The sequence below is a fragment of the Streptomyces sp. ISL-1 genome (genome assembly GCF_018614585.1).
GTDB classification, from domain to species: Bacteria; Actinomycetota; Actinomycetes; order Streptomycetales; family Streptomycetaceae; genus Streptomyces; species Streptomyces maoxianensis.
Window position 1 is genome coordinate 1 of sequence record NZ_JAGGOI010000057.1, and the last position, 19,535, is coordinate 19,535.

The following is a 19,535-nucleotide window of genomic DNA, read 5'->3' on the forward strand; positions in this document are numbered from 1 at the left end:
GACCGATGGCGTCCAGGCCGGCTCGCGTGGGCCGGCCTGGTCGCCCCTGATCAGACGAGGTCGAACCGGTCGAGGTTCATCACCTTGTTCCATGCCGCGACGAAGTCGTTCACGAACTTCTCCTTCGCGTCGTCGCTCGCGTAGACCTCTGCGAGTGCACGCAGCTCGGAGTTGGACCCGAAGACGAGGTCGGCGCGGCTGCCGGTCCACTTGACCTCGCCGGTGGCGGCGTCGCGGCCCTCGAACGTGTTCGCGTCCTGGGACGTCGCCTTCCACGTCGTACCCAGGTCGAGCAGGTTGACGAAGAAGGCGTTGGTCAGGGAGCCGGGAGTGGTGGTGAAGACGCCGATCTGCGACTGCTGGTAGTTGGCGCCCAGGACGCGGAGGCCACCGGTGAGGACCGTCAGCTCGGGGGCGCTCAAGGTCAGCAGGTTCGCCCGGTCGAGCAGCAGGAACTCGGCCGGCAGCCGGTTGCCCTTCCCGAGGTAATTGCGGAACCCGTCGGCGGTCGGCTCGAGCGCGGCGAACGACTCCGTGTCGGTCTGCTCCTGCGAGGCGTCCGCGCGGCCCAGGGTGAAGGGCACCTCGACGTCGAAGCCGGCGTCCTTGGCGGCCTGCTCGACGCCCGCGCCACCGGCGAGCACGATCAGGTCGGCGAGCGAGATCTGCTTGCCGCCGGTCTGGGCGGCGTTGAAGGACCCCTGGATTCCCTCCAGGGCGCGCAGCACTGTCGCCAGTTCGTCGGGCTCGTTGACCTCCCACCCGCTCTGCGGCTGGAGGCGGATGCGCGCACCGTTGGCGCCGCCGCGCTTGTCGCTGCCGCGGAAGGACGAGGCCGACGCCCACGCGGTGGACACGAGCTGGGACACCGACAGGCCGGAGGCGAGGATCTGCCTCTTGAGGGAGGCAATGTCCTGCGCGTCGACGAGCTCGTGCGTCACGGCGGGCAGGGGGTCCTGCCACACCAGCGTCTCGGTCGGGACCTCGGGGCCGAGGTAGCGGACGACCGGGCCCATGTCGCGGTGGGTCAGCTTGAACCAGGCCCGGGCGAAGGCGTCCGCGAACTCGGCGGGGTTCTCGAAGAAGCGCCGGGAGATCTGCTCGTACGCCGGGTCGAACCGGAGCGAGAGGTCGGTCGTCAGCATCGTCGGGGCGTGGCTCTTCGACGCGTCGTGGGCGTCGGGCACGGTGCCCGCCCCGGCGCCCTCCTTCGGCCGCCACTGGTGCGCGCCGGCGGGGCTCTGGAACAGCTCCCACTCGTAACCGAACAGGATCTCGAAGAAACTGTTGTCCCACTCGATCGGGGTGTTCGTCCAGATTCCCTCGAGACCGCTGGTGATCGCGTCGCCACCCTTGCCGGTGCCGAAGGAGTTGCTCCAGCCGAGTCCCTGCGCCTCGAGCGGGGCGGCCTCGGGGTCGGGGCCGACGCTCTCCGCCGGGCCTGCGCCGTGGGTCTTGCCGAAGGTGTGACCGCCCGCGATCAGGGCGACCGTCTCCTCGTCGTTCATCGCCATCCGGCGGAACGTCTCACGGATGTCGCGGGCCGCGGCAAGCGGGTCCGGGTTTGAGTTCGGGCCCTCCGGGTTGACGTAGATGAGGCCCATCTGGACCGCGCCGAGGGGGTTCTCCAGCTCTCGGTCGCCGGTGTAGCGCTCGTCGCCGAGCCACGTGGTCTCGGGACCCCAGTAGACGTCCTCGTCGGGCTCCCAGACGTCCGCGCGGCCTCCGCCGAAGCCGAAGGTCTCGAAGCCCATCTGCTCCAGGGCGACATTGCCGGTGAGGACCATCAGGTCGGCCCACGAGAGGCTCTGGCCGTACTTCTTCTTGACCGGCCACAGCAGACGGCGGGCCTTGTCGAGGTTCCCGTTGTCCGGCCAGCTGTTGAGGGGTGCGAAGCGCTGCTGGCCGGCCCCGGCGCCGCCGCGGCCGTCGCTGATCCGGTAGGTGCCCGCACTGTGCCACGCCATACGGATCATGAACGGGCCGTAGTGACCGAAGTCGGCCGGCCACCAGTCCTGAGAGGTCGTCAGCACCTCCGCGATGTCCTGCTTCACCTCGGACAGGTCGAGGGTCTTGAACGCCTCGGCGTAGTCGAAGTCCTCGCCGAGGGGGTTGGCCACGGCGGGGTTCTTGGCGAGGATCTTCAGGTTGAGCCGCTCCGGCCACCACTGGCGGTTTCCGCCGCCCTGGGTCGGGTGCGCGGCGCGCCCGTGCGCGACCGGGCAGCCACCTGAGCCCTCCGCTTTCGCGTCGGTGACGATTGCATCGTGGTTCTCGGACATGGAAATCCTTCCGGAGGGGCGGATCACTGTGCTCAGGAACTGCGGGCGGTGGAACACTCGGGGCACGGGCCCCAGTTGATGACCTCGGCCTCCTGGGCCGAGAAGACGTGGCCGTCGCAGGCGGTAGGGCCGGGCTCTCGCCGACCGCTCGGTCGACGTCGGCGACGAGGCGACGCGCGCCCTCGAACCGAGCCTGCCTGTCGGCCGGTTCGACCCGGGGCACGAGCCCCGCCGCGGAGAGCACGTGAAGGGCCTCACCCACGATGGGGACCAAGATGCGGCCCACGCGATCGATCACCCCGGAGACGATCGCCTCGCCGGGGCGGTCGCCGCCCGGCGGTCTCGAGGAGCGCGACGCGCGCGGCCATCACCCGCACGCCGGCCCCACGCAGCCACTCGGCGGTGGTCCCGTCACGTCTCGTCTCCTGTCGTACGGGAGTCAGTCCTGTCCCTTGGCTATTGCCGGAACCGATCCTACGATGGACAGAGTCCAAGTCAACCAGTGTGCCAAGCTCGTATTCAATCGGAACCCAGACATCCGCCGGTAGCCTTCGGGTATCCCACATCTGAATAGGTGAGATATGAGTGACCTGCTGGAGCGACTGCGAGGGCGTGGCTGGCGGATGACCTCCCAGCGGCGTGTCGTTGCGGAGGTACTCGCTGGTGACCACGTGCATCTCACGGCCGACGAGGTTCACGCCCTCGCCGCACAGCGGCTCCCCGAGATCTCCCGGGCGACCGTCTACAACGCCCTGGGCGAACTGGTCTTGCTCGGTGAGGTCATAGAGGTCTCCACCGACGGCCGCGCCAAGCGCTACGACCCCAACGCACACCACCCGCACCAGCACCTGGTGTGCTCCCACTGCGGCACCATCCGCGATGTCCACCCGACCGGCAGTCCGCTGGCCGACCTCCCGGCGGAGGAACGGTTCGGCTTCACCGTGACCCAGATCGAGGTCACCTACCGCGGGCTGTGCCCATCCTGCGCCTAGTGCGTCCTGCACAAGGCTGCCCGGCCCGCCGTTCGGCCCAGCCTCGTCGGTGGTGATGTTGGGCCGTCGTCCGGGCCGGGGCGGGGAGCGTGACCTCGATCGAGCGGACCGCGCATCTGCGGTTCAAACGGCTGATCACCGCATAAGTGCATGTCCCCTTGTAGCTCGATGACCGTTTCAGACCGATATGATGCCATTTGTGATCACGTCCGGACGGCGCCGGAGCCGTCGTCCCCCCTACGGCGGCCGGTGGGAAGCTGCCTTGCTGTCACCGGTGATCCTTACCGTCCTCATCGCAGGCCTGGCGTTCTCCACACCGAGGGAGATCGCCTTCAGCCGCCTCCTGCCCGCCGCACCGGCCCTCGCCGCCGCGATGTGGCCCGTAATCCCCACGATCCTGCTGGGGACGTTCTGCCTGCTGGTCATGATCGGCCTCAGCTTCGTCTACACCGACCTGGGGACGCCATACACGGCGGCTGCAATCGTCGCCGTCACTTTGGCGGCCGCATACGCAAGCCATGTCCGACTCCAGCGGGAGGAGACACTCTCCCACGTCCGGCTCGTCGCCGACGCAGCCCAGAAGGTGCTGCTACGCCCGCTGCCGCGCCGCATCGCGGACTTCGAGATTGAGTCGCTGTATCTGGCGGCCCAAGAGCAGGCCCGGATCGGCGGCGACTTCTATGAGACGGCCGACACGCCGCACGGGGTCCGGCTGCTCATCGGCGACGTACGCGGCAAGGGCCTGCCCGCGGTGGGGGCGGCCGCGGCGGTGATCAGTTGCTTCAGGGAGGCCGCGTACGACGAGCTCGACCTGAGGGGCATCGTCCATCGCCTGGAGACCAGCATCTCCCGCTACAGCGCCGCGTTGCCCGGCCAAGACCTGCCGGAGCGCTTTGCTACCGCAATTCTCGCCGAGATCCCGCACGGCGGCGGCCACGTCAGACTTCTCAACTGCGGGCACCCCCCGCCGCTGCTGGTGCACCGCGGGGAGATCCGCGTCCTGGACCCCACCACCCCCTCGCCGCCCCTCAACCTCGCCACGCTCATCGGAGACCGCTACTGCGTCGACACCGTCGCCTTCGCCCCGGGCGACGATCTGCTGCTCTACACCGACGGCGTAACGGAGGCCCGGAACCGCACCGGCGAGTTCTTCCCCCTGCCGGACTGGATGCGGCGGCAGGGCCCGGCGCCGCCGCGCGAACTGCTCGACCGGCTTCACCGGGACCTGCTCCACTACGGCGGCGGAAGACTCGAAGACGACATCGCGGCCCTCGCCGTGAGGCATGCCCATTCAGCGCAGTAGGGGAGGGGCAGATCGGCATCGTCACTCAGCGTAAACGCCAATGAGGCTGTGCCAGAACGAGTTTTGAAGGCACTGGGGTCCTTGCCAGGGCAGCATCGGGCCGGCCTGAGCCTCTACCGCGTCGTCCGCGAGCTACAGACCCTCCTCGCGACAGGCTGAAGGCAGCTGGGCGGTCGCCGCAGGCTGGATGTGTTGGTAGAGCTCGCGGGCCACGTAGCGTTTGAGGCAGCGGATGATCTCGCGCTTGGACATGCCTTCGGCGGTGCGTCGTTGCAGGTAGGCCTGGGTGCGTTCGTCCCAGCGTATGCGGGTCATCACGATGCGGTAGAGGGCGGCGTTGGCTTGTCGGTTGCCGCCCCGGTTCAGCCGTCGGCGCTGGGTCTTGCCGGAGGACTGCTCTACCGGGCTGACGCCGCAGTGGGCCGCGAAGGATGCCTCGTCGGTGAGACGGTCAGGGTTGTCACCTGCGGCGATGAGTAGGACGGCGGCGCTGTCGGGGCCGACGCCAATCAGGTCCAGCATCTGCGGTCGGCAGGAGCGGACGGCCTTGGTGGTGCGTCGGGTCAGCTCTTTGACCTCGGCGGACAGGAGCTGGATCCGTAGGGCGAGCAGGCGCATCGGGAAGACGGCCTCGCCCCGCTCGTCGACGAGTGCTGCGCAGGTGGCGACCAGGGCGGGGTTGCTCAGCCCGGTAAGCAGGTCGCGCAGGTCGGGGTCGATGTCCAGCAGGACGGCCTTGAGCTGGTTCATCGCCTGGGTACGGGCCTTGACCGCCGATTCCTTGGCCAGCCGCAGAACGCGCATGTCCGCCGCGGGGCCGTCCGCGGTCTGGCGTGTGACCGTGGCCCGTCCCGACAGGACAGCGCGGGCCGCCGCGTCCGCGTCGATGGCATCGGTCTTGTCGCGCTTGCGCCGCGTGGCGCGGTCAGGCTGGTTGACCTCGACCGACGCCGATACCCTCCCGGTTCAAAGCCCTGGTCAAGGCGGCCCCGTAGGACCCGGTGCACTCGACACCGGCGCGTCGAACGACACCGAACGTCCTTGCCCAGGAGATCAGTTGCCGGTAACCGACTGCTGTGGTGGGGAACTCCTGGAGGGCGAGTGAGGCTCCCAGCGTGGTGATCACGGCCGCGACATGGATGTGCTTGTGGGTATCGACTCCCAGGACCACATCCTCTGCGAGGTCCGGGACGTGCTGCGCGGGCAACGCGGGCTGGGCATGCTGGTGATGGTCACAAGGCTCCTCGGACTGGGGCTGGTCGCCGACGCCGATCCGGTGGCAGTCAGAACTGTGACGGTGCTTTGTGCAGCAAAGCCCTTATCGGGACACGTCCAGCGGCCCGGCGGCAGCAAACACCGCAGCGGACCGGAAGCCGACAGATCTACGCCAAGGCACTTGCGGCCAGTTGTCACACGGGTCAGGCTCCGGTCCCCTGCGGCACGCCACGATTCTCACAGTTGTCACATACCAGTGCACGTCGAGTCCGGCGGGGACTGCCTTGTCTATCGTGACCAGGAACTTCTTAACTCCACCGCCCGGTGGCGGCGGTGGAGTTCACTGATGACGGTGCCGTCGGCGATGTTGAACGCAGCGAACAGGCTGGTGATGCCGTGCCGCAGATAGTCGTGGGTACGCCGTTCGGGCATGCCCGGCATCATCGGCAGCACCGGCTGCGACCGGTCCAGCGCCTGGATCTTGCTCTTGTCATCCACGCATAACACCACTGCCTTCTCGGGTGGTTGTGGTACAGGCCGACGACATCGACGACCTTCGCGACGAACTGCGGGTCGGTGGAGAGCTTGAAGGAGTCCTGCAGGTGCGGCTTGAGGTCTAACTTCTTCCAGATCCGGCCGATGGCGGACGTCGACAGTCCGGTGCGAGCAGCCATGGAGGCGCGCGACCAGTGAGTGTCCTCGCCCGGCGTGGACTCCAAGGTCACCACGAGGACATCCTCGACTTGGTCAAGCAGGACTGACGGCGGCCTGCCCGCCCGGGGCTCATCGGCCAGCCCGTCCAGCCGGCCGGCGATGAACCGGGCCCGCCAGCGGTTCACCGTCGCGGTGGCGACGCCGAGCTCGGCGGCGACCTGTTTGTTCGTCCCGCCCTTCGCGCAGCGCAGCACGATCCGCGCGCGCAGCGCCAGGAACTGCGTGGTCTTCGCCCGCCTCGCCCAGCGCGTCAGCTGGGCCCGTTCGTCTTAGCTGAGCACAAGCTCCAACTTGCGCCGACCCGGCCGCGGCTCATCGGCAAGCCCGGCCATCCGCTGGGCAACAAACCGCGAGCGCCACTTCCTCACCGTATCCGCGGTCACCTTGAACTCCGCCGCCAACGCGTATGAGGATCTTCAGTTCCGCGTCGCGTGCCGTTCGCGGTGGAAAGCCGTGTTCGGGAGAACTGCAGGCGCTTGAAGCGGCGGGGACTGGAAACGGAGCGGAAGCCACCGCGCCAGTCCCCGACCCGACCAGGTCGTGTCCGATGGGTCATGGCCCGCAGCGAATCACACGGCATTCGAAGGCATGGTGCGACGATGATGCGGGGGGTGTTCTACGACGATCTCACCCCGTATGACTACCTGGACATGGATTACTTCGAGGACAGGGAGTCGGGCTTCTACGGCCTCAGCTACCGCCCCGCGTATACGCGCCTGAACGTCGGATGGCTGGAGGCCGGCAGGCCGTATCCGATCGGTCCAGTCCCTCCCGCGTTCACGGAGAAGCTGGAGGCTGTCCAGGCCGTTCAGTGGATGAACGTCTGCCTGGGGCTGCACGAGTGCGACCTCTGTCCACCGGAAGGTGCCCCGGATGGGAACGGAGAAGTCCGTATCCCGGGCTCTCCCGGTATTGCTTACGCCGCTCCGTTCCTGATCAGCCACTACATCACCGCACACGGTTATCAGCCGCCGCAGGTCTTCATGGACGCCATTCTCGCCGTGGACCTCGATGCGTGGGCCGCCGCCCGCTGGCCCGAGGTCCCCTTCCCCTGGGTCCCTGACGACGCCAAACGCATGGAGGAGTAGGCCCGCCCTGTCCATTACGGGCGGAGCCAAAGCCGGATCGCAGCCGTGGTGATGGTGCCGTGGAACACGAACGCTCTCTTGTCGTATCGGGTTGCTACCGCGCGGAAGGTCCTGAGCCGGTTGATCGTCCGCTCAACCTCGTTGCGACGCCGGTAGAGGGCCTTGTCGAAGCCGGTGGGCCGGCCGCCCTTGCTGCCTCGGCGCTGGCGGTTGGCCCGCTGGTCCTTGGGCTCCGGGATCGTGTGCTTGATCTGGCGTCGCCGCAGGTAACGCCGGTTGCGGCGCGACGAATAGGCTTTGTCGCCGCCGAGATGGCCGGGCCGAGCGGGCGGGTGTCCACCTCCTGGCCGGGGGACGCGGATCTGTTCCAGCACGGGGATCAGTTGCGGGGCGTCGCCCCACTGGCCGGGCGTGATGACGAACGCGAGCGGGCGGCGACCGCCCTCACCGGCCAGATGGATCTTGCATGTCAGGCCACCCCGCGAACGGCCCAGGGCCTCGTCGGAGCGGTGCTGGACGGGCCTGCTGCGTCTGCCGGTTCTCGGCGGACGGGTGGGGGCTCCTGCCGCGTGCTGATGAGCACGACAGGAGGTGGAGTCCACGCTGACCATGCTCCAGTCGATCCGACCCTCGGAGTCGGTATCCGCCTGGACAGCCCGCAGGATCCTCTCCCACGTGCCGTCAGCTGACAACCTGCGATGACGGTCATGAACCGTCTTCCACTTCCCAAAGCGGGTCGGCAGATCCCGCCACGGCAGGCCGGTCCGCTGCCGGAACAGAATCCCGTTGATCACACGGCGGTGACACTGCCAACGCCCGCCCCGCCCGCGGCTCTTCGGCAGGTGCGGTTCCAGCCGAGCCCACTCGTCATCCGAAAGATCACCCCGCCCCACATCGACCGGAACGATCCATCACCAGGTGAGTCACACGACCCATTGGACACGACCTAAACGGTAGGCGGCACGTACACCCCGCCGCCGAGGCGGGCGTGATCCGGCCAGTTGGACTCGTGCCACTCCCGGTGCTCACGGAAGGTCATCCGGGGCGAGGCCACGACCAGCCGCTCGTCGACATATGTGCGCAGCCCCGTCACGCGTGAGGCGAGTTCTTCGTTGGTGTCGCCGGTGACCAGCATGAGGCCAAGGCTCTGGCCGATGAACTCGATCGAGTCTGGCAGCGAGCTGCCGAAGGGGTGCTCGTAGCGTGCGTAGGTCACACCTGGGAGCGACTCCAGCTCGGTGACAGACGGGTAGCTGATGATCGTTCCGGGGCGGCCGAGCAGATGGGTGTGGCCGACCGCACCGGTACGGATCTTCACATCGAGTTCGGGCCGCTTTCCGAGAGCGCACAGCACGCCGCACTCGGAGAGGTCGACATTGAACTTGTGCAGCACCTGTTCCTCGGTGAGGCCGCCGCCACGGCGGGCGGCACATTCGCCGAAGCTGACCGTGCCGGTCGCCGGATTGTGGAACAGCTCCATGTGGAATACGCCCGTGGTCATCCCAAGGGCCTCCAGCGAGCCGCGCACCACGGGGGCGGCCAGGTCGTACGCCCAAGATTCGGAATCCGGGTCCATGGCCCGCGCCCACAGCGGTCGCTGCTCCCGCAGGGCGTCGAGGCACGGCTCACCGTACTTGCCGAGGGCGAAGAAGAGCACCTCGCCCTCGAAGACCACGCCATCGGCGATCCACTCTTCTCCCTGCATGAACTCCTCCAGCACGAACGTGCGCCGGTCCAGCTGCCGGGCCCGGAACTCGCGGCTGAGGGCCTCCAGCTCTGTGTAGTCGGCGACGGTGGAGGTGAAACCGGTGCCCCCGTACGAGAGAGGCTTGAGGACGGAGCGGGCGAAGGGGGTGTCGGCGAGATGGCGTACGTCGTGGATGTCCTCGATGGCCATCGCCGCGGCGGTGCTGAGGCCCGCCTCGCGCACCCGGTGCTTCTGCAGGAACTTGTCGCGGAAGTGCAGCGCGACCACCGGGTCCATCCCCTGGCACCCGAGGTGCTTGGCCAGCAGGCCCGAGCTGACGAGGGCGAACTCGTCACCGGAGTGGACCGCGCTGAAGCGGTGGTCACCGAGCCCCGCCCGATAGAGCGCTCCCAGGACGGACTCGGCATTGCCCACGTCGTCTGCGCGCAGGATCCGCACGCCCTCTTCGGGAACCGTGGGGCCGAAGTCCCAGGGTTCGGGGGCGCACAGGGCAACTGTCTCGGCCGCGTGGCGTTGGCAGGCGCGCAAGACGTACCTGTCCACGCCGATGTTGAGAATGGAGGTTTCCTGCCTGTCGGGCATGATCGCGCTGCTCCTGACTGCTGTGAACGGGTCTTTCGTGGTCACGTGGATGCGCCCGCGCGGGCGACCTCCGTGCTGTAGCTGCCGTGGCGGTAACGGAACACGTCGTGCCGGACCCCGTGGTGAGTCTCGAACCGCAGGGTCCGCTCCTCGGTCCAGCACAGGTAGCGGAACTCGTTGTCCCCGATGTGCTCAAGTACGGCGTCCGGCTCGCCTTCGGCTACGAGGATCAGCCGTCCGTCGCGTACGAGGAGCGCCCCGACCGCGTCCGGGCGTGTCGGGTCGGACCACTCGTCGGCACTGGGGGGGTCGGCGTAGGGAAGCAGGAACGCGGCGGGTACCGACAGTGGGCCTGCCAAGCGCTCCAGGTCTGCTGGGGCGGCGGGCCGGCTGTCCGCCCTGAGCATCATCTCGGTGGGAGAGATGAGCGCGCGGTACTCGGCGGGGAAGAGGCCGAGGAGTCCGGGATCGCAGAAGCAGTCGATGACCAGGTGGACCCTCGGCCGGTCACCGTTGTTGTAGAGGTGGTGAGGTTTACCGAAGTCCGCGTACCACAGCTCTCCCGGCTGCCAGCGCTGCTCGGCGCCGTCGATCACGATGACGGCTTGGTCGTTGGTGGTGATCGGCATATGCAGCCGGGCCCAGCCGACCGGCAGGCCGTACGGGTAGTCGGTGTGCTCCCCGACCGAGGCACCCGGCTCCAGGCTCATGTACCGGACCGCGCGCAGCGCGGGGCCCAGGCCGGACAGCACGGAGGCGGTGTACGGCACCTTGTCCATGAACGGGGTGTTCGCATAGTCGGCCAGGCCGGGACCGCCGGCGTCCGTGCGGCGCGGGTCGCCGTCCGGGCCGCGCAGCGACAGCACCCGCCAGCCCTGGTACTCGTTCTCGATGATCGTGCCCGCGTCGAAGGTCGCCTGCGGGCTGAACCGCTCGCCGAGGGAGAAGAGTTCGTTCTGCAGGCGTTCGGCATCGAGCCCAGTGCGCAGTCTGACCACATCGGGCAGTGCTGCCGGACTCGTGGTTGTGGTCGGGCCGGTGCTATCCGTCATGTGCGGGATCGTCCTCACTGCTCGGTGTCGGAGGCGAGCGCCTGGGCGAGTGCACTCACGGTCGGGGTGCGATAGAGGGCGCGCAGCGGCATGGGGGGCATGCCGTGCTCACGGATGGCTGCCGCGACGCGTACCGCGTAGAGCGAATTACCGCCCAGGTCGAAGAAGTTGTCGTGAGGGCCGACCGGGACGCCGAGGACCTTTTGCCAGATCCGGGCCAGGGCGTCGGCCAGGGTCGGCGCGTCTCCTCGCGGCACGGAGGTGAAGTCGAGGTCCTCGCCCGCTCCCGGTCCCGGCGGGGCCGGGCATGCGGCTGGGGTCGGGGGCGCCGGGAGGCTCTGGACATCGAGCTTCCCGTTGACCGTGAGCGGCAGCGCCGGCAGGGGCGTGACGCTGGTCGGCACCATGAAATCCGGCAAGGTCCGTGCCGCGCGGCGTCGTACGGCGAGTGGGTCGATGCGGGCGTGCTCCGCGGGCACCACATAGGCGTGGATGCTCACCCCGGCGGCATCGCCACCCGCTCCGCCGTCCGAGAGGAGTACGGCTGCGGATCTGATGTCGGGGTCATCCAGCAGTACGGCGCGGATCTCGTCCAGTTCGATGCGGTATCCCCGCACCTTCACCTGGCTGTCCAGTCGGCCGAGGTGTTCCAGGGTCCCGTCGGGGCGCAGCCTGCCGCGGTCGCCGCTGCGGTACATCCGGCCGCCGCGGAAGGGGTCGGGTACGAAGCGCTGCTCGGTCAGCTCGGGCCGGTTCCAGTACTCGAGTGCCACACCGGCCCCGGCGACGTGGATCTCGCCGGGAGCGTCGCAGGGCAGCGGCCTGCCGAGCGGGTCCAGCACGTACACCTGCCACCCCGGCAACGGGCGGCCGACCGAGCGGGATCCGGCGAGCGCGTGGCGGCGCTGCACGGTCTGGGCCGTCACATGGACCGTCGTCTCGGTGATGCCGAACATGTTGACCATTCGGCACCGGGACTCCGGGTAGCGGTCGAACCAGCCGCCGAGGGCGGCGGTGTCCAGTGGTTCGCCGCCGAAGATGACGAGGCGCAACGGCAGGCGGGAGTCCTGCCGGAGGTCTGCCTCGGCGAGCTGGCCGAAGGCGGAGGGGGTCTGGCTCAGCACGGTGACTCCCTCCTTGAGGAGGAGGGAGTGGAACTCGTCGGGCGAGCGTGAGACCCAGTACGGGACGACAACCAGGCGGGCACCGGTGAGCAGGGCACCCCAGATCTCCCACACGGAGAAGTCGAACGCGCCGGAGTGGAAGAGCGACCAGACGTCGGCGGGTCCGAGCCCGAAGTCGGTACGGGTGGCATCCAGCAGAGCGACCACATTCCGGTGCGGCACGACCACGCCCTTGGGGCGGCCCGTGGAGCCGGAGGTGTAGATGATGTACGCCGCCGCGTCGGGTGCCCGTCTAGGGGCCAGCACGGCGGGTGCGGCGTCTGCGGCCTCGGCGAGCGCGGCGGGCGTCAGCAGTCGGATGCCCACGGCACCGGGGATCTCGTCGAGTTCGGTGACGACCAGGCGTAGTCCGGCGTCGTTCGCGGTGTGCGCGAGCCGGGCGGCGGGATAGGCGGGATCCATGGGTACGTAGACCCCGTCGGCCAGCAGCACCGCAAGCATGCTCACCACCAGATCGGTGGAGCGCCCGAGGCAGATGCCGACGTGTTCGCCGGACTGCGCCCCATGGGCCAGTAGCCCTGCCGCGAGCCGTCGGGCCCGGTCGAGCAGTTGGGCGTAGGTGGTGCGCTCGTCCTCGTACACCAGGGCGACGGTGTCGGGGTGGGTCGCGGCGCGCTCCGTGAACAGGTCGTCGATGCGCGTTGCCTGATGGGAGAGCAGGGTGCCGCCCGCGCCCAGCGCGATCAGCTCCTCGCGTTCACCCCGGTCCACCGGGTCGATGTCCTGTGGCATGGTCGCGGGCGTGGCGGCGCCGACGGCCTGGAACGCATGCGCCACATGGCGGGCGAAGCGCCGTGCGGAGTCCGCGTCTATCTCGGCGGGGCGGTGGTGGGTCTCCAGCCACAGGGTCCCGTCCGCGTCGAGGCGCGGAACGAGGGTGAGGGGGAACGGCGCGCTGTGGCAGGGGACCTGTCCCTCGGACGCGATGGGGAGCAGTCCGACCAGAACGCGGCCGCCGACACGCTGGGTGAGGGTCGCGTATCCGGTGGGGTCGCAGCGTAAGGAGGGGTCGCGCAGTTGTCGTCGTGTGGTGCTGACGAGGGTGGACAGATCGTCGGTGCCGGTGAGGTCTGGCACGAGGAGCGTGGCGAAGTCGTGGGCACCAAGGGCGCGGGGAGGCCGGCCGGGGTCGGGGGCGATGGCCGCGACGACGGGGCGTTCCTGTCCTTCGTACCTGCCGAGCACGATGGCGGCAGCCACGGCAAGGGTGGCGGACACGTCCGTGGGGACGGCGGTGAGCGCGGTCCGCAGGGTGCTGGTGCGGTCACCCGCGTCGGGGTTGGCAGTGGCCCAGCCGGGGTGTTGGGCGTAGTCGGCGGCAGTCAAGCTCTGCCACATGTCAGAGTCCGGGGACACGGGCGGTGGCAGGGTCGCCTCGCGTAGGGCGAGTTGGCTGGAACATGTTGTTCGGCCGACCGGCTCCTCGCCGCCCGCGCGGGCTCGCGCTATCAGGGAGTCGGCGAGGACACGCAGCGAGCGCGGGTCCAGGACGGAACGGTGCGCGGACAGCACCAGGTCGGTCCGACCGTCGGTATGGCGCAGAAGCACGGCACGCGGCTGCGCGGAGGTGGCGCCGACGGGGCGAGCCAACTCTGCGCGGAGTCTGCGGCGGGCGGCGGGGGCGTCGGCGGGGTGAGGCACATCTTCACGCCACAGTTTGACTGGAAATAGTTGGCTGAATCGATTCGCATCAGCATCGCCGGGGAGCGTCACGCGCAATGCGTGGCTGTGGGCTGAGAACCGACCGCTGTCCAGGATCAGCTGGGAACTTCGGGGAGTAGTCACGACCGAACTCCAGAGATGGTAAAGGTCGGGTCATCGTGATGATTTAAGCCTTTACCCTCTCGTGTCAAGGAGTTTGTTGCGGGCGATTCGGTACTCACCGAATTCGGGACTTGAGCACGGATCGATTCCTTATTTCTATCCCATCGGGTCGAACCTTCACATCATCGCCAACGTAGATCATTCCGGACATATTCTCGACCCTTCTTCGAGGGTGACCCAGGACACATTGCTCTTTGTGTGGGGCTGTGCGCAGGATGAATCTGCACGTAACAAGGACTCTTGATGGTGTGTCAGCCACATCAATCACTTCTTCCAGCGTCGCAGCGAAGAAACGAACTAAAAGGGGAAGACGTGGCCCTGAATCCCTTTGAAGCCGACATTTCGGGGAAGTTTATCGTGCTGATCAATGACGAGAATCAGCATTCGCTGTGGCCCTCATGGGTTCCCGTTCCGGCCGGATGGAAATCCGTATCGGAGGGATCGCGTGAGAGCTGCGGCGCATATATAGAATCGCACTGGACCGATATGAGGCCGACCAGTCTGATCAATTCACGGAACAGCTGAACCTCGCCACACCTGGCGGGTCCGCCACATCGCGTTTCTCATTGCAAAACAACCCGGCAGGGGGTCGGTTCACCGTGTCCGAGGGCTCATATCTGCCTTCTGTACCACTCGACGAGTACGTGCGCATCGTGGCAGCACAGCATCCGCAGCTCCATGGACTGCTCGACCTCGTGCGCGCCCGCTCGGCGGACACCCTGTCTGCCCTGCTGTCCCTCACGAATGAGTTCGACTCCGACGACACCGGTCGCGGCGACTCCTACCGGCGGGCGCAGCAGGACGCCTTCGTACGCTGGACCGGGGCTCACCGGCTGCTGTCCCTGGCCACCCCGGCCGACCCGGCTGGCGACGTGGTCATCCTCGACGTTCTCGGCGGCGACGGCACCATAGCCCGGGCCGTCGGGGGCCGGGCCGACAGCAGTGCCGCCAAGCTCACCATCCTGACCGGTGACATCTCCGGCGAGATGGTGGCCCAGGCGCTGGCCTACGGCCTGCCCGCCGTACGCCAGGCCGCCGAGGCGCTGCTGCTCCGCGACGACTGCGTCGATGCCGCGCTCCTTGCGTACGGCACGCACCACATCGCCCCGGCGGACCGGCCCCGCGCCGCCGCCGAAGCCGTCCGCGTGGTCCGGCCCGGTGGTCGGGTGGTCCTGCACGACTTCGACGAATCCAGCCCGATGGCGCGGTTCTTCACCGACGTGGTACACCCCAACTCGTCGGCCGGCCACGACTATCCGCACTTCACACGGGCCGAGATGGCGGACCACTTCGACGGACTTCCAGTATCCGTGCAGGTGTTGGACGTCTACGACCCGCTCGTCATTCGCGGATCGACGGCGGAAGAGGTCCGTGACCGGATGTGCGACTACATTGCGGACATGTACGGAATACGGAGTTACCTCTCCGCTCAGCGGAACAACTCCGCCGCATGGGATCTCCTCACGGAATTCTTCGACCACTCGGAATATCTCTCGGGTCTCTCTTCTCCGCCGACAGGTCCGGTGCGTCCGGTCATCCGTGAGCACGACGGCGAGTTCGCGGCCGAGGTACCACGGGTGGCCATCGTGGCCGTGGCCGAGAAGGCGGTCTGACATGAGCCGGATCTACGTACCCGATCTGCTCCAAGCGGGCGACGGCCCCCATGCCGACAGCCCCGCCGTCCTCGGCCCCGACGGCGAACTCTCGTACCGGGAGCTGTGGGAGCAGGTCGCCGCCGTGGCAATGCAGCTCCACGAGGCCGGTGTCCGCCCCGGTGACCGCATCGGCCTGTACCTTCCCCGCTCCGCCGCCTATGTCAGCGCGCTGATCGCCACGATGACCCTCGGCACCGTCGCCGTGCCCATCGACCCCGAGTTCCCGGCGGACCGCCGGGCCCAAGTCTGCGACGCGGCCCGCCCGCGCGTGATCCTGCACGACGGCACCGACAAGCCGGAACAGAAGAACGAGGACGCTACGGACACGGCGCGGTGGCTGGTTCCGGCAGCAGGGCCGGCCCCGCTCTCCGAACTGGACCGGCTGACCTGGCGCGAGGCGGACGCGGCCGAGCAGACTGCGATGATCCTCTTCACCTCCGGCTCCACCGGTCGTCCCAAGGGCGTGAGACTGCACCACGCAGGCCTGGTCAACCGGCTCGAGTGGGGGCATCGCCGCTACGCCTTCGACGCCACCGACCGCGTCCTGCACAAGGCCTCGTCGGCCTTCGACGCCGCGATCCACGAAATCTTCTCACCGCTGATCTCGGGCGGCACCCTTGTCATCGCACCGGCGGGGCTGCAGTTCGACAGCCTCGGGCTGGTGCGGCTGATCCAGGAGGCGGAGGTCACCACCGCGCACTTCGTACCCTCCGTTCTGCGCTATGTCATCGACGAGGACGAGCTGGCGTACTGCACCTCCCTGCGCCGTGTCTTCTGCGGCGGCGAGGCGCTGGACATGACGCTGGTCCGCCGTTTCCGGTCGCTGTTGCCCGCGTCCCTCTACAACCAGTACGGGCCCACCGAGACCTCGGTGAACGCCACGTACTGGGACTGCGACGAGCCGTTCGACGGCGACGTCGCTCCCATCGGCCGGTCCATCGACGGCGTCGAACTCCATGTCCTGAATGAGGAGTTGCGGCCTGTCGCGGCCGGAGAGACCGGTGAGCTGTGGATCGGCGGTATCGCCGTGGGCGGCGGCTACCTGGACGACGAACCGCTGACCGCCGAGCGTTTCCTCCCCGACCCGTTCACCGGTGGGCAGGGCCGCATGTACCGCACCGGCGACCTGGTCCGGGTCGCCGAGCCCGGATTCCTCGAGTTCCGGGGGCGGATCGACGACCAGGTCAAGGTGCGCGGGGTGCGGGTGGAGCCGGAGGAGATCGGCAGCGTGCTGCGCGGTCACCCGATGGTGCAGGACGCCGCTGTGGTCGCCGTCCCCGACCAGGCCGAGGGCGTACGGCTGGTCGCCTACGTCGCCGCCCGGCGCCCCCACTCGCCCGTGGTCGACGGGCTGCAGCGGGTCCAGCTGCCTCAGGGAACGGCGGTCGCCACGCACTCGCCGGACGAGGCCCTGTTCCTGTACCGCCAGATCTTCGAGCAGGACGAGTACGCCCGCTTCGGCGTCCGCCTCCGCGAGAACGACGTGGTCGTCGACGTGGGCGCGAACATCGGCCTGTTCGGGCTCTGGGCTCACCGGCAGGCGCCCGGCATCCGGCTGGTGGCGGTGGAACCCAATCCGGACACGCTTCCCTGTCTGCGCGTCAATCTCGAACTGGCCGGCGTCGACGCGGAGATCGTCCCGATGGCCGTCACCGACGGCATCGGCACCGAGACGCTGACGTCCTTCCCTTACCTGAGCTATCTGTCGGGGCTCGGCGCGGACCGCCAGGGCGAGGCGGTGGAGCTCGTCCAATCGCACTACCGGCAGTCGACGGTGGAAACGGCCGACGGCGCCGGCCCCGGCACGGCCGCAGGCACCGAGGAGGAGATCGCCGGATTGCTGCGGGGCGCGGAAGAGCGACTGCAGGCCACCCTGCACGAGGTGGAGACGACGGACCTGTCCAGCCTGCTGGAGCGGCTGTCCGTGGAGCGGGTCGACCTCCTGAAGATCAACACTGAGGGTGCGGAACTCAGCGTGATACGCGGGATCCGGCCCGAACACTGGAAGCTCATCCGCCAGGTCTGCCTGGAGGTGGAGCACAGCAGGGTGGTCGGACCGGAGATCGAGAGGATCCTGACGGACGCCCGCTTCACCGTCCACTCCGTCAACGACTGGAGTGTCGGCGAGGACGCCGACGTCGCCTACCTCTACGCGACCCGGGACTGTGAACCGGCGGCCGGGGGAGTCCCCGGCATTCCCGTGACGGAGCGTGCCGACGTCCTGCTGACCACTCGCGAGCTGCGCCAGTACGTCGGCGACCGGCTGCCGTCGGCGATGCGGCCGAGCCAGGTCATCTTCGTGGAGGAACTGCCCCGCCTGCCCAACGGCAAGCTGGCCCGCCGCGAACTGCCGCCGCCGCCCACCGTCACGCCACGTGCGGCCGGCGAGACCGACGGCACGACGGAACTGCTGCGTGAGATCTGGCGCCACGTGCTCTCGGTGGACGAGGTCATGGACGACGACGACTTCGTCACCCTCGGCGGGCACTCGTTGCTCGCCCTCAGGGTCAGTGCCCAGGCCCGCAGACTTGTCGGAGAGGCGGTCTCCCCCAGCTCGTGCCTGCGCGCGCCGAGTTTCGCGGACTGGCTCACCACGATCCTCACAGCGGCGGACGCAGACCGCACCGACACGGTGCAGGGGTAGCCCGGTATGGAACCCCTTCGCCCCCTCTCCGACATCCAGCAGTCCATGCTGGTCCACGAGGCACTCGGCGACCGACCCATGTACGCCATGCCGCTGTGCTTCCGGATCGGCGGCGCGCTGCGGACCGAGTGGCTGGAGCAGGCACTGCATCTGGTCCTGCGCCGGCACGCCGTGTTGTGCGCCACGTACGAGGACGGCCTGGCCGTCCCGCTAGCGGCCACGGCGCCGCTGCCGGTCCTGCGCACGATGGCGCCCCGTTCCGGGGACCAGGGAGAAGCGGACGCCGTCGCGGCGCTCGCCGAACTCTGGGAGGTCCCGTTCGAGCTCGACATCGAGCCGCCGGTACGGGCCGGGGTCCTCTGCACCGCCGCGGACGAGCACTGGTTCGGGCTGGCCGTACACCATGTGGCCGGGGACAGCTGGTCGCTCGCGCTGATGTCGCAGGAGATCGGGCTCGCCTACGCCGCGCTCGCCGCCGGACGCGAGCCTGAGCTGGCCGACCCGGCATCGGACTACTTCACCCATGCCGCGTGGGAGCAGGAGCACGACTGGGACGACTCCTGGTGGCGGGAGAGGCTGACCGGCATACGGCTCCGGCCGTTCCCGCGAAGCTCACCTGCCGAGGAATCGCAGCGTGGGGCGTTTCTCCCCCTGTCCCTGGGGCTCGGCGCGGCCGCCACTGGGGGGGTACGCGCACTCGCTCGGACCACCCGGGTGTCGCCTGCCGTGGTGCTGTTCACCGCGGTGAGCGCGGCGGTGGCCGACGAAGGGCCCGTCCGAGAGGCGACGGTGGGCATGCCCGCCGCACTGCGTGACACAGAGGAACTCCAGGCCACCATCGGCCCCCTCCTCAACACCCTGCCGATTCGCACGGCGTGGTCCGACGAGCTGTCCGCCCGGCAGCTCGTCGGACGCCACGCGGACGCGATCGAGGAGAGCTTGGCCCACAAGGAGCTGCCCTACTCGCGGATCCTGCGCGCTGCCGGGCACCAGCGCGTCCCCGGAGGGGCTCCGCTCTTCCTCCACCTAGTCAACATCGACACCGAAACGCCGAGGCTGCGACTCCCGGCATTGCGCACGTCGCCCGTGCCGGTTCCGCCCCGGTGGGCAAACTTCCCGGCCTTGTGGGAATTCGGCTGGGGCTCCGTCGGCAATATCCACGGCACCCTGCGGGTCTCGGCCGACGCCTTCACCGAGGCGGACGCGCAGAGGCTGCGCGAGAGGTTCCACCGAACGCTGCAGCGCCTTCTCGAGGACAACAGCGGCCGACCGTGAAGTGACGCGACCCGGTC

14 protein-coding genes and 2 pseudogenes are annotated in these 19,535 nt (G+C 68.7%); 7 read left to right on the forward strand and 9 right to left on the reverse strand.

Going from position 1 to position 19,535, the window contains the following annotated elements; translation table 11 throughout:
* Positions 1–50 precede the first annotated feature (50 nt).
* Both katG and J7E87_RS35675 read right to left on the reverse strand, forming a co-directional pair.
* Positions 51–2,282 carry a catalase/peroxidase HPI gene (gene katG, locus J7E87_RS31830; RefSeq protein WP_215098097.1) on the reverse strand — a complete coding sequence of 744 codons (2,232 nt, stop codon included), beginning with the start codon at positions 2,280–2,282 and terminating at the stop codon, positions 51–53.
* 32 nt (positions 2,283–2,314) lie between these two features.
* A pseudogene (locus tag J7E87_RS35675) lies at positions 2,315–2,650 on the reverse strand (transcriptional repressor).
* Between the two features lie 213 nt (positions 2,651–2,863).
* On the opposite strand from J7E87_RS35675, the gene J7E87_RS31835 reads away from it, so the two are divergent.
* On the forward strand, positions 2,864–3,274 hold the full coding sequence (locus J7E87_RS31835) for a Fur family transcriptional regulator (protein ID WP_215098098.1): 411 nt from the start codon (positions 2,864–2,866) through the stop codon (positions 3,272–3,274).
* Between the two features lie 199 nt (positions 3,275–3,473).
* Positions 3,474–4,577 (forward strand): PP2C family protein-serine/threonine phosphatase, encoded by a 1,104-nt coding sequence (locus J7E87_RS31840; RefSeq protein ID WP_374195247.1) that lies wholly within the window; start codon positions 3,474–3,476, stop codon positions 4,575–4,577.
* Between the two features lie 132 nt (positions 4,578–4,709).
* On the opposite strand, the gene J7E87_RS36305 is transcribed toward J7E87_RS31840, so the two are convergent.
* The 3 genes and pseudogenes from J7E87_RS36305 to J7E87_RS31850 form a co-directional block, all read right to left on the reverse strand.
* Entirely contained in the window at positions 4,710–5,381 is a 672-nt protein-coding gene (locus tag J7E87_RS36305; RefSeq protein ID WP_308313150.1) for a transposase, read from the reverse strand.
* Between the two features lie 121 nt (positions 5,382–5,502).
* The gene (locus J7E87_RS36310; protein ID WP_308313154.1) at positions 5,503–5,748 is read right to left on the reverse strand and encodes a transposase; all 246 of its coding nucleotides are present in this window, start codon (positions 5,746–5,748) and stop codon (positions 5,503–5,505) included.
* Between the two features lie 286 nt (positions 5,749–6,034).
* Positions 6,035–6,889, reverse strand: a pseudogene (locus J7E87_RS31850) (IS630 family transposase); the annotation flags it as partial.
* A gap of 216 nt (positions 6,890–7,105) precedes the next feature.
* Between J7E87_RS31850 and J7E87_RS31855 the strand changes: the two are divergent.
* Positions 7,106–7,594 (forward strand): hypothetical protein, encoded by a 489-nt coding sequence (locus J7E87_RS31855; protein ID WP_251018310.1) that lies wholly within the window; start codon positions 7,106–7,108, stop codon positions 7,592–7,594.
* A gap of 14 nt (positions 7,595–7,608) precedes the next feature.
* Here J7E87_RS31855 and J7E87_RS31860 read toward each other — a convergent pair whose 3' ends face one another.
* The 4 genes from J7E87_RS31860 to J7E87_RS31875 are packed head-to-tail and all read right to left on the reverse strand — an operon-like array spanning position 7,609 to position 13,761.
* Positions 7,609–8,487, reverse strand: a complete 879-nt coding sequence (locus J7E87_RS31860) for an IS5 family transposase (RefSeq protein WP_215098100.1) — start codon at positions 8,485–8,487, stop codon at positions 7,609–7,611.
* Positions 8,488–8,540: 53 nt separating this feature from the next.
* Positions 8,541–9,884, reverse strand: coding sequence for an acetyl-CoA carboxylase biotin carboxylase subunit family protein (locus J7E87_RS31865; RefSeq protein WP_215098101.1), 1,344 nt, complete (start codon positions 9,882–9,884; stop codon positions 8,541–8,543).
* Between the two features lie 41 nt (positions 9,885–9,925).
* Positions 9,926–10,936, reverse strand: coding sequence for an aspartyl/asparaginyl beta-hydroxylase domain-containing protein (locus J7E87_RS31870; RefSeq protein ID WP_215098102.1), 1,011 nt, complete (start codon positions 10,934–10,936; stop codon positions 9,926–9,928).
* A 14-nt stretch (positions 10,937–10,950) separates the two neighbouring features.
* Positions 10,951–13,761, reverse strand: a complete 2,811-nt coding sequence (locus tag J7E87_RS31875; protein ID WP_308313151.1) for an amino acid adenylation domain-containing protein — start codon at positions 13,759–13,761, stop codon at positions 10,951–10,953.
* A gap of 495 nt (positions 13,762–14,256) precedes the next feature.
* Between J7E87_RS31875 and J7E87_RS31880 the strand changes: the two genes are divergently transcribed.
* The 4 genes from J7E87_RS31880 (at position 14,257) to J7E87_RS31895 (ending at position 19,518) form a co-directional block, all read left to right on the forward strand.
* On the forward strand, positions 14,257–14,469 hold the full coding sequence (locus tag J7E87_RS31880) for an MbtH family NRPS accessory protein (RefSeq protein ID WP_215098103.1): 213 nt from the start codon (positions 14,257–14,259) through the stop codon (positions 14,467–14,469).
* A gap of 74 nt (positions 14,470–14,543) precedes the next feature.
* Positions 14,544–15,557: a class I SAM-dependent methyltransferase gene (locus J7E87_RS31885; RefSeq protein WP_215098104.1), complete on the forward strand. Its 1,014-nt coding sequence runs from the start codon at positions 14,544–14,546 to the stop codon at positions 15,555–15,557.
* Between the two features lies 1 nt (position 15,558).
* Positions 15,559–18,243, forward strand: coding sequence for an amino acid adenylation domain-containing protein (locus tag J7E87_RS31890; RefSeq protein ID WP_215098105.1), 2,685 nt, complete (start codon positions 15,559–15,561; stop codon positions 18,241–18,243).
* 6 nt (positions 18,244–18,249) lie between these two features.
* Positions 18,250–19,518 (forward strand): condensation domain-containing protein, encoded by a 1,269-nt coding sequence (locus J7E87_RS31895; RefSeq protein WP_215098106.1) that lies wholly within the window; start codon positions 18,250–18,252, stop codon positions 19,516–19,518.
* The last annotated feature ends 17 nt before the right edge of the window (positions 19,519–19,535 follow it).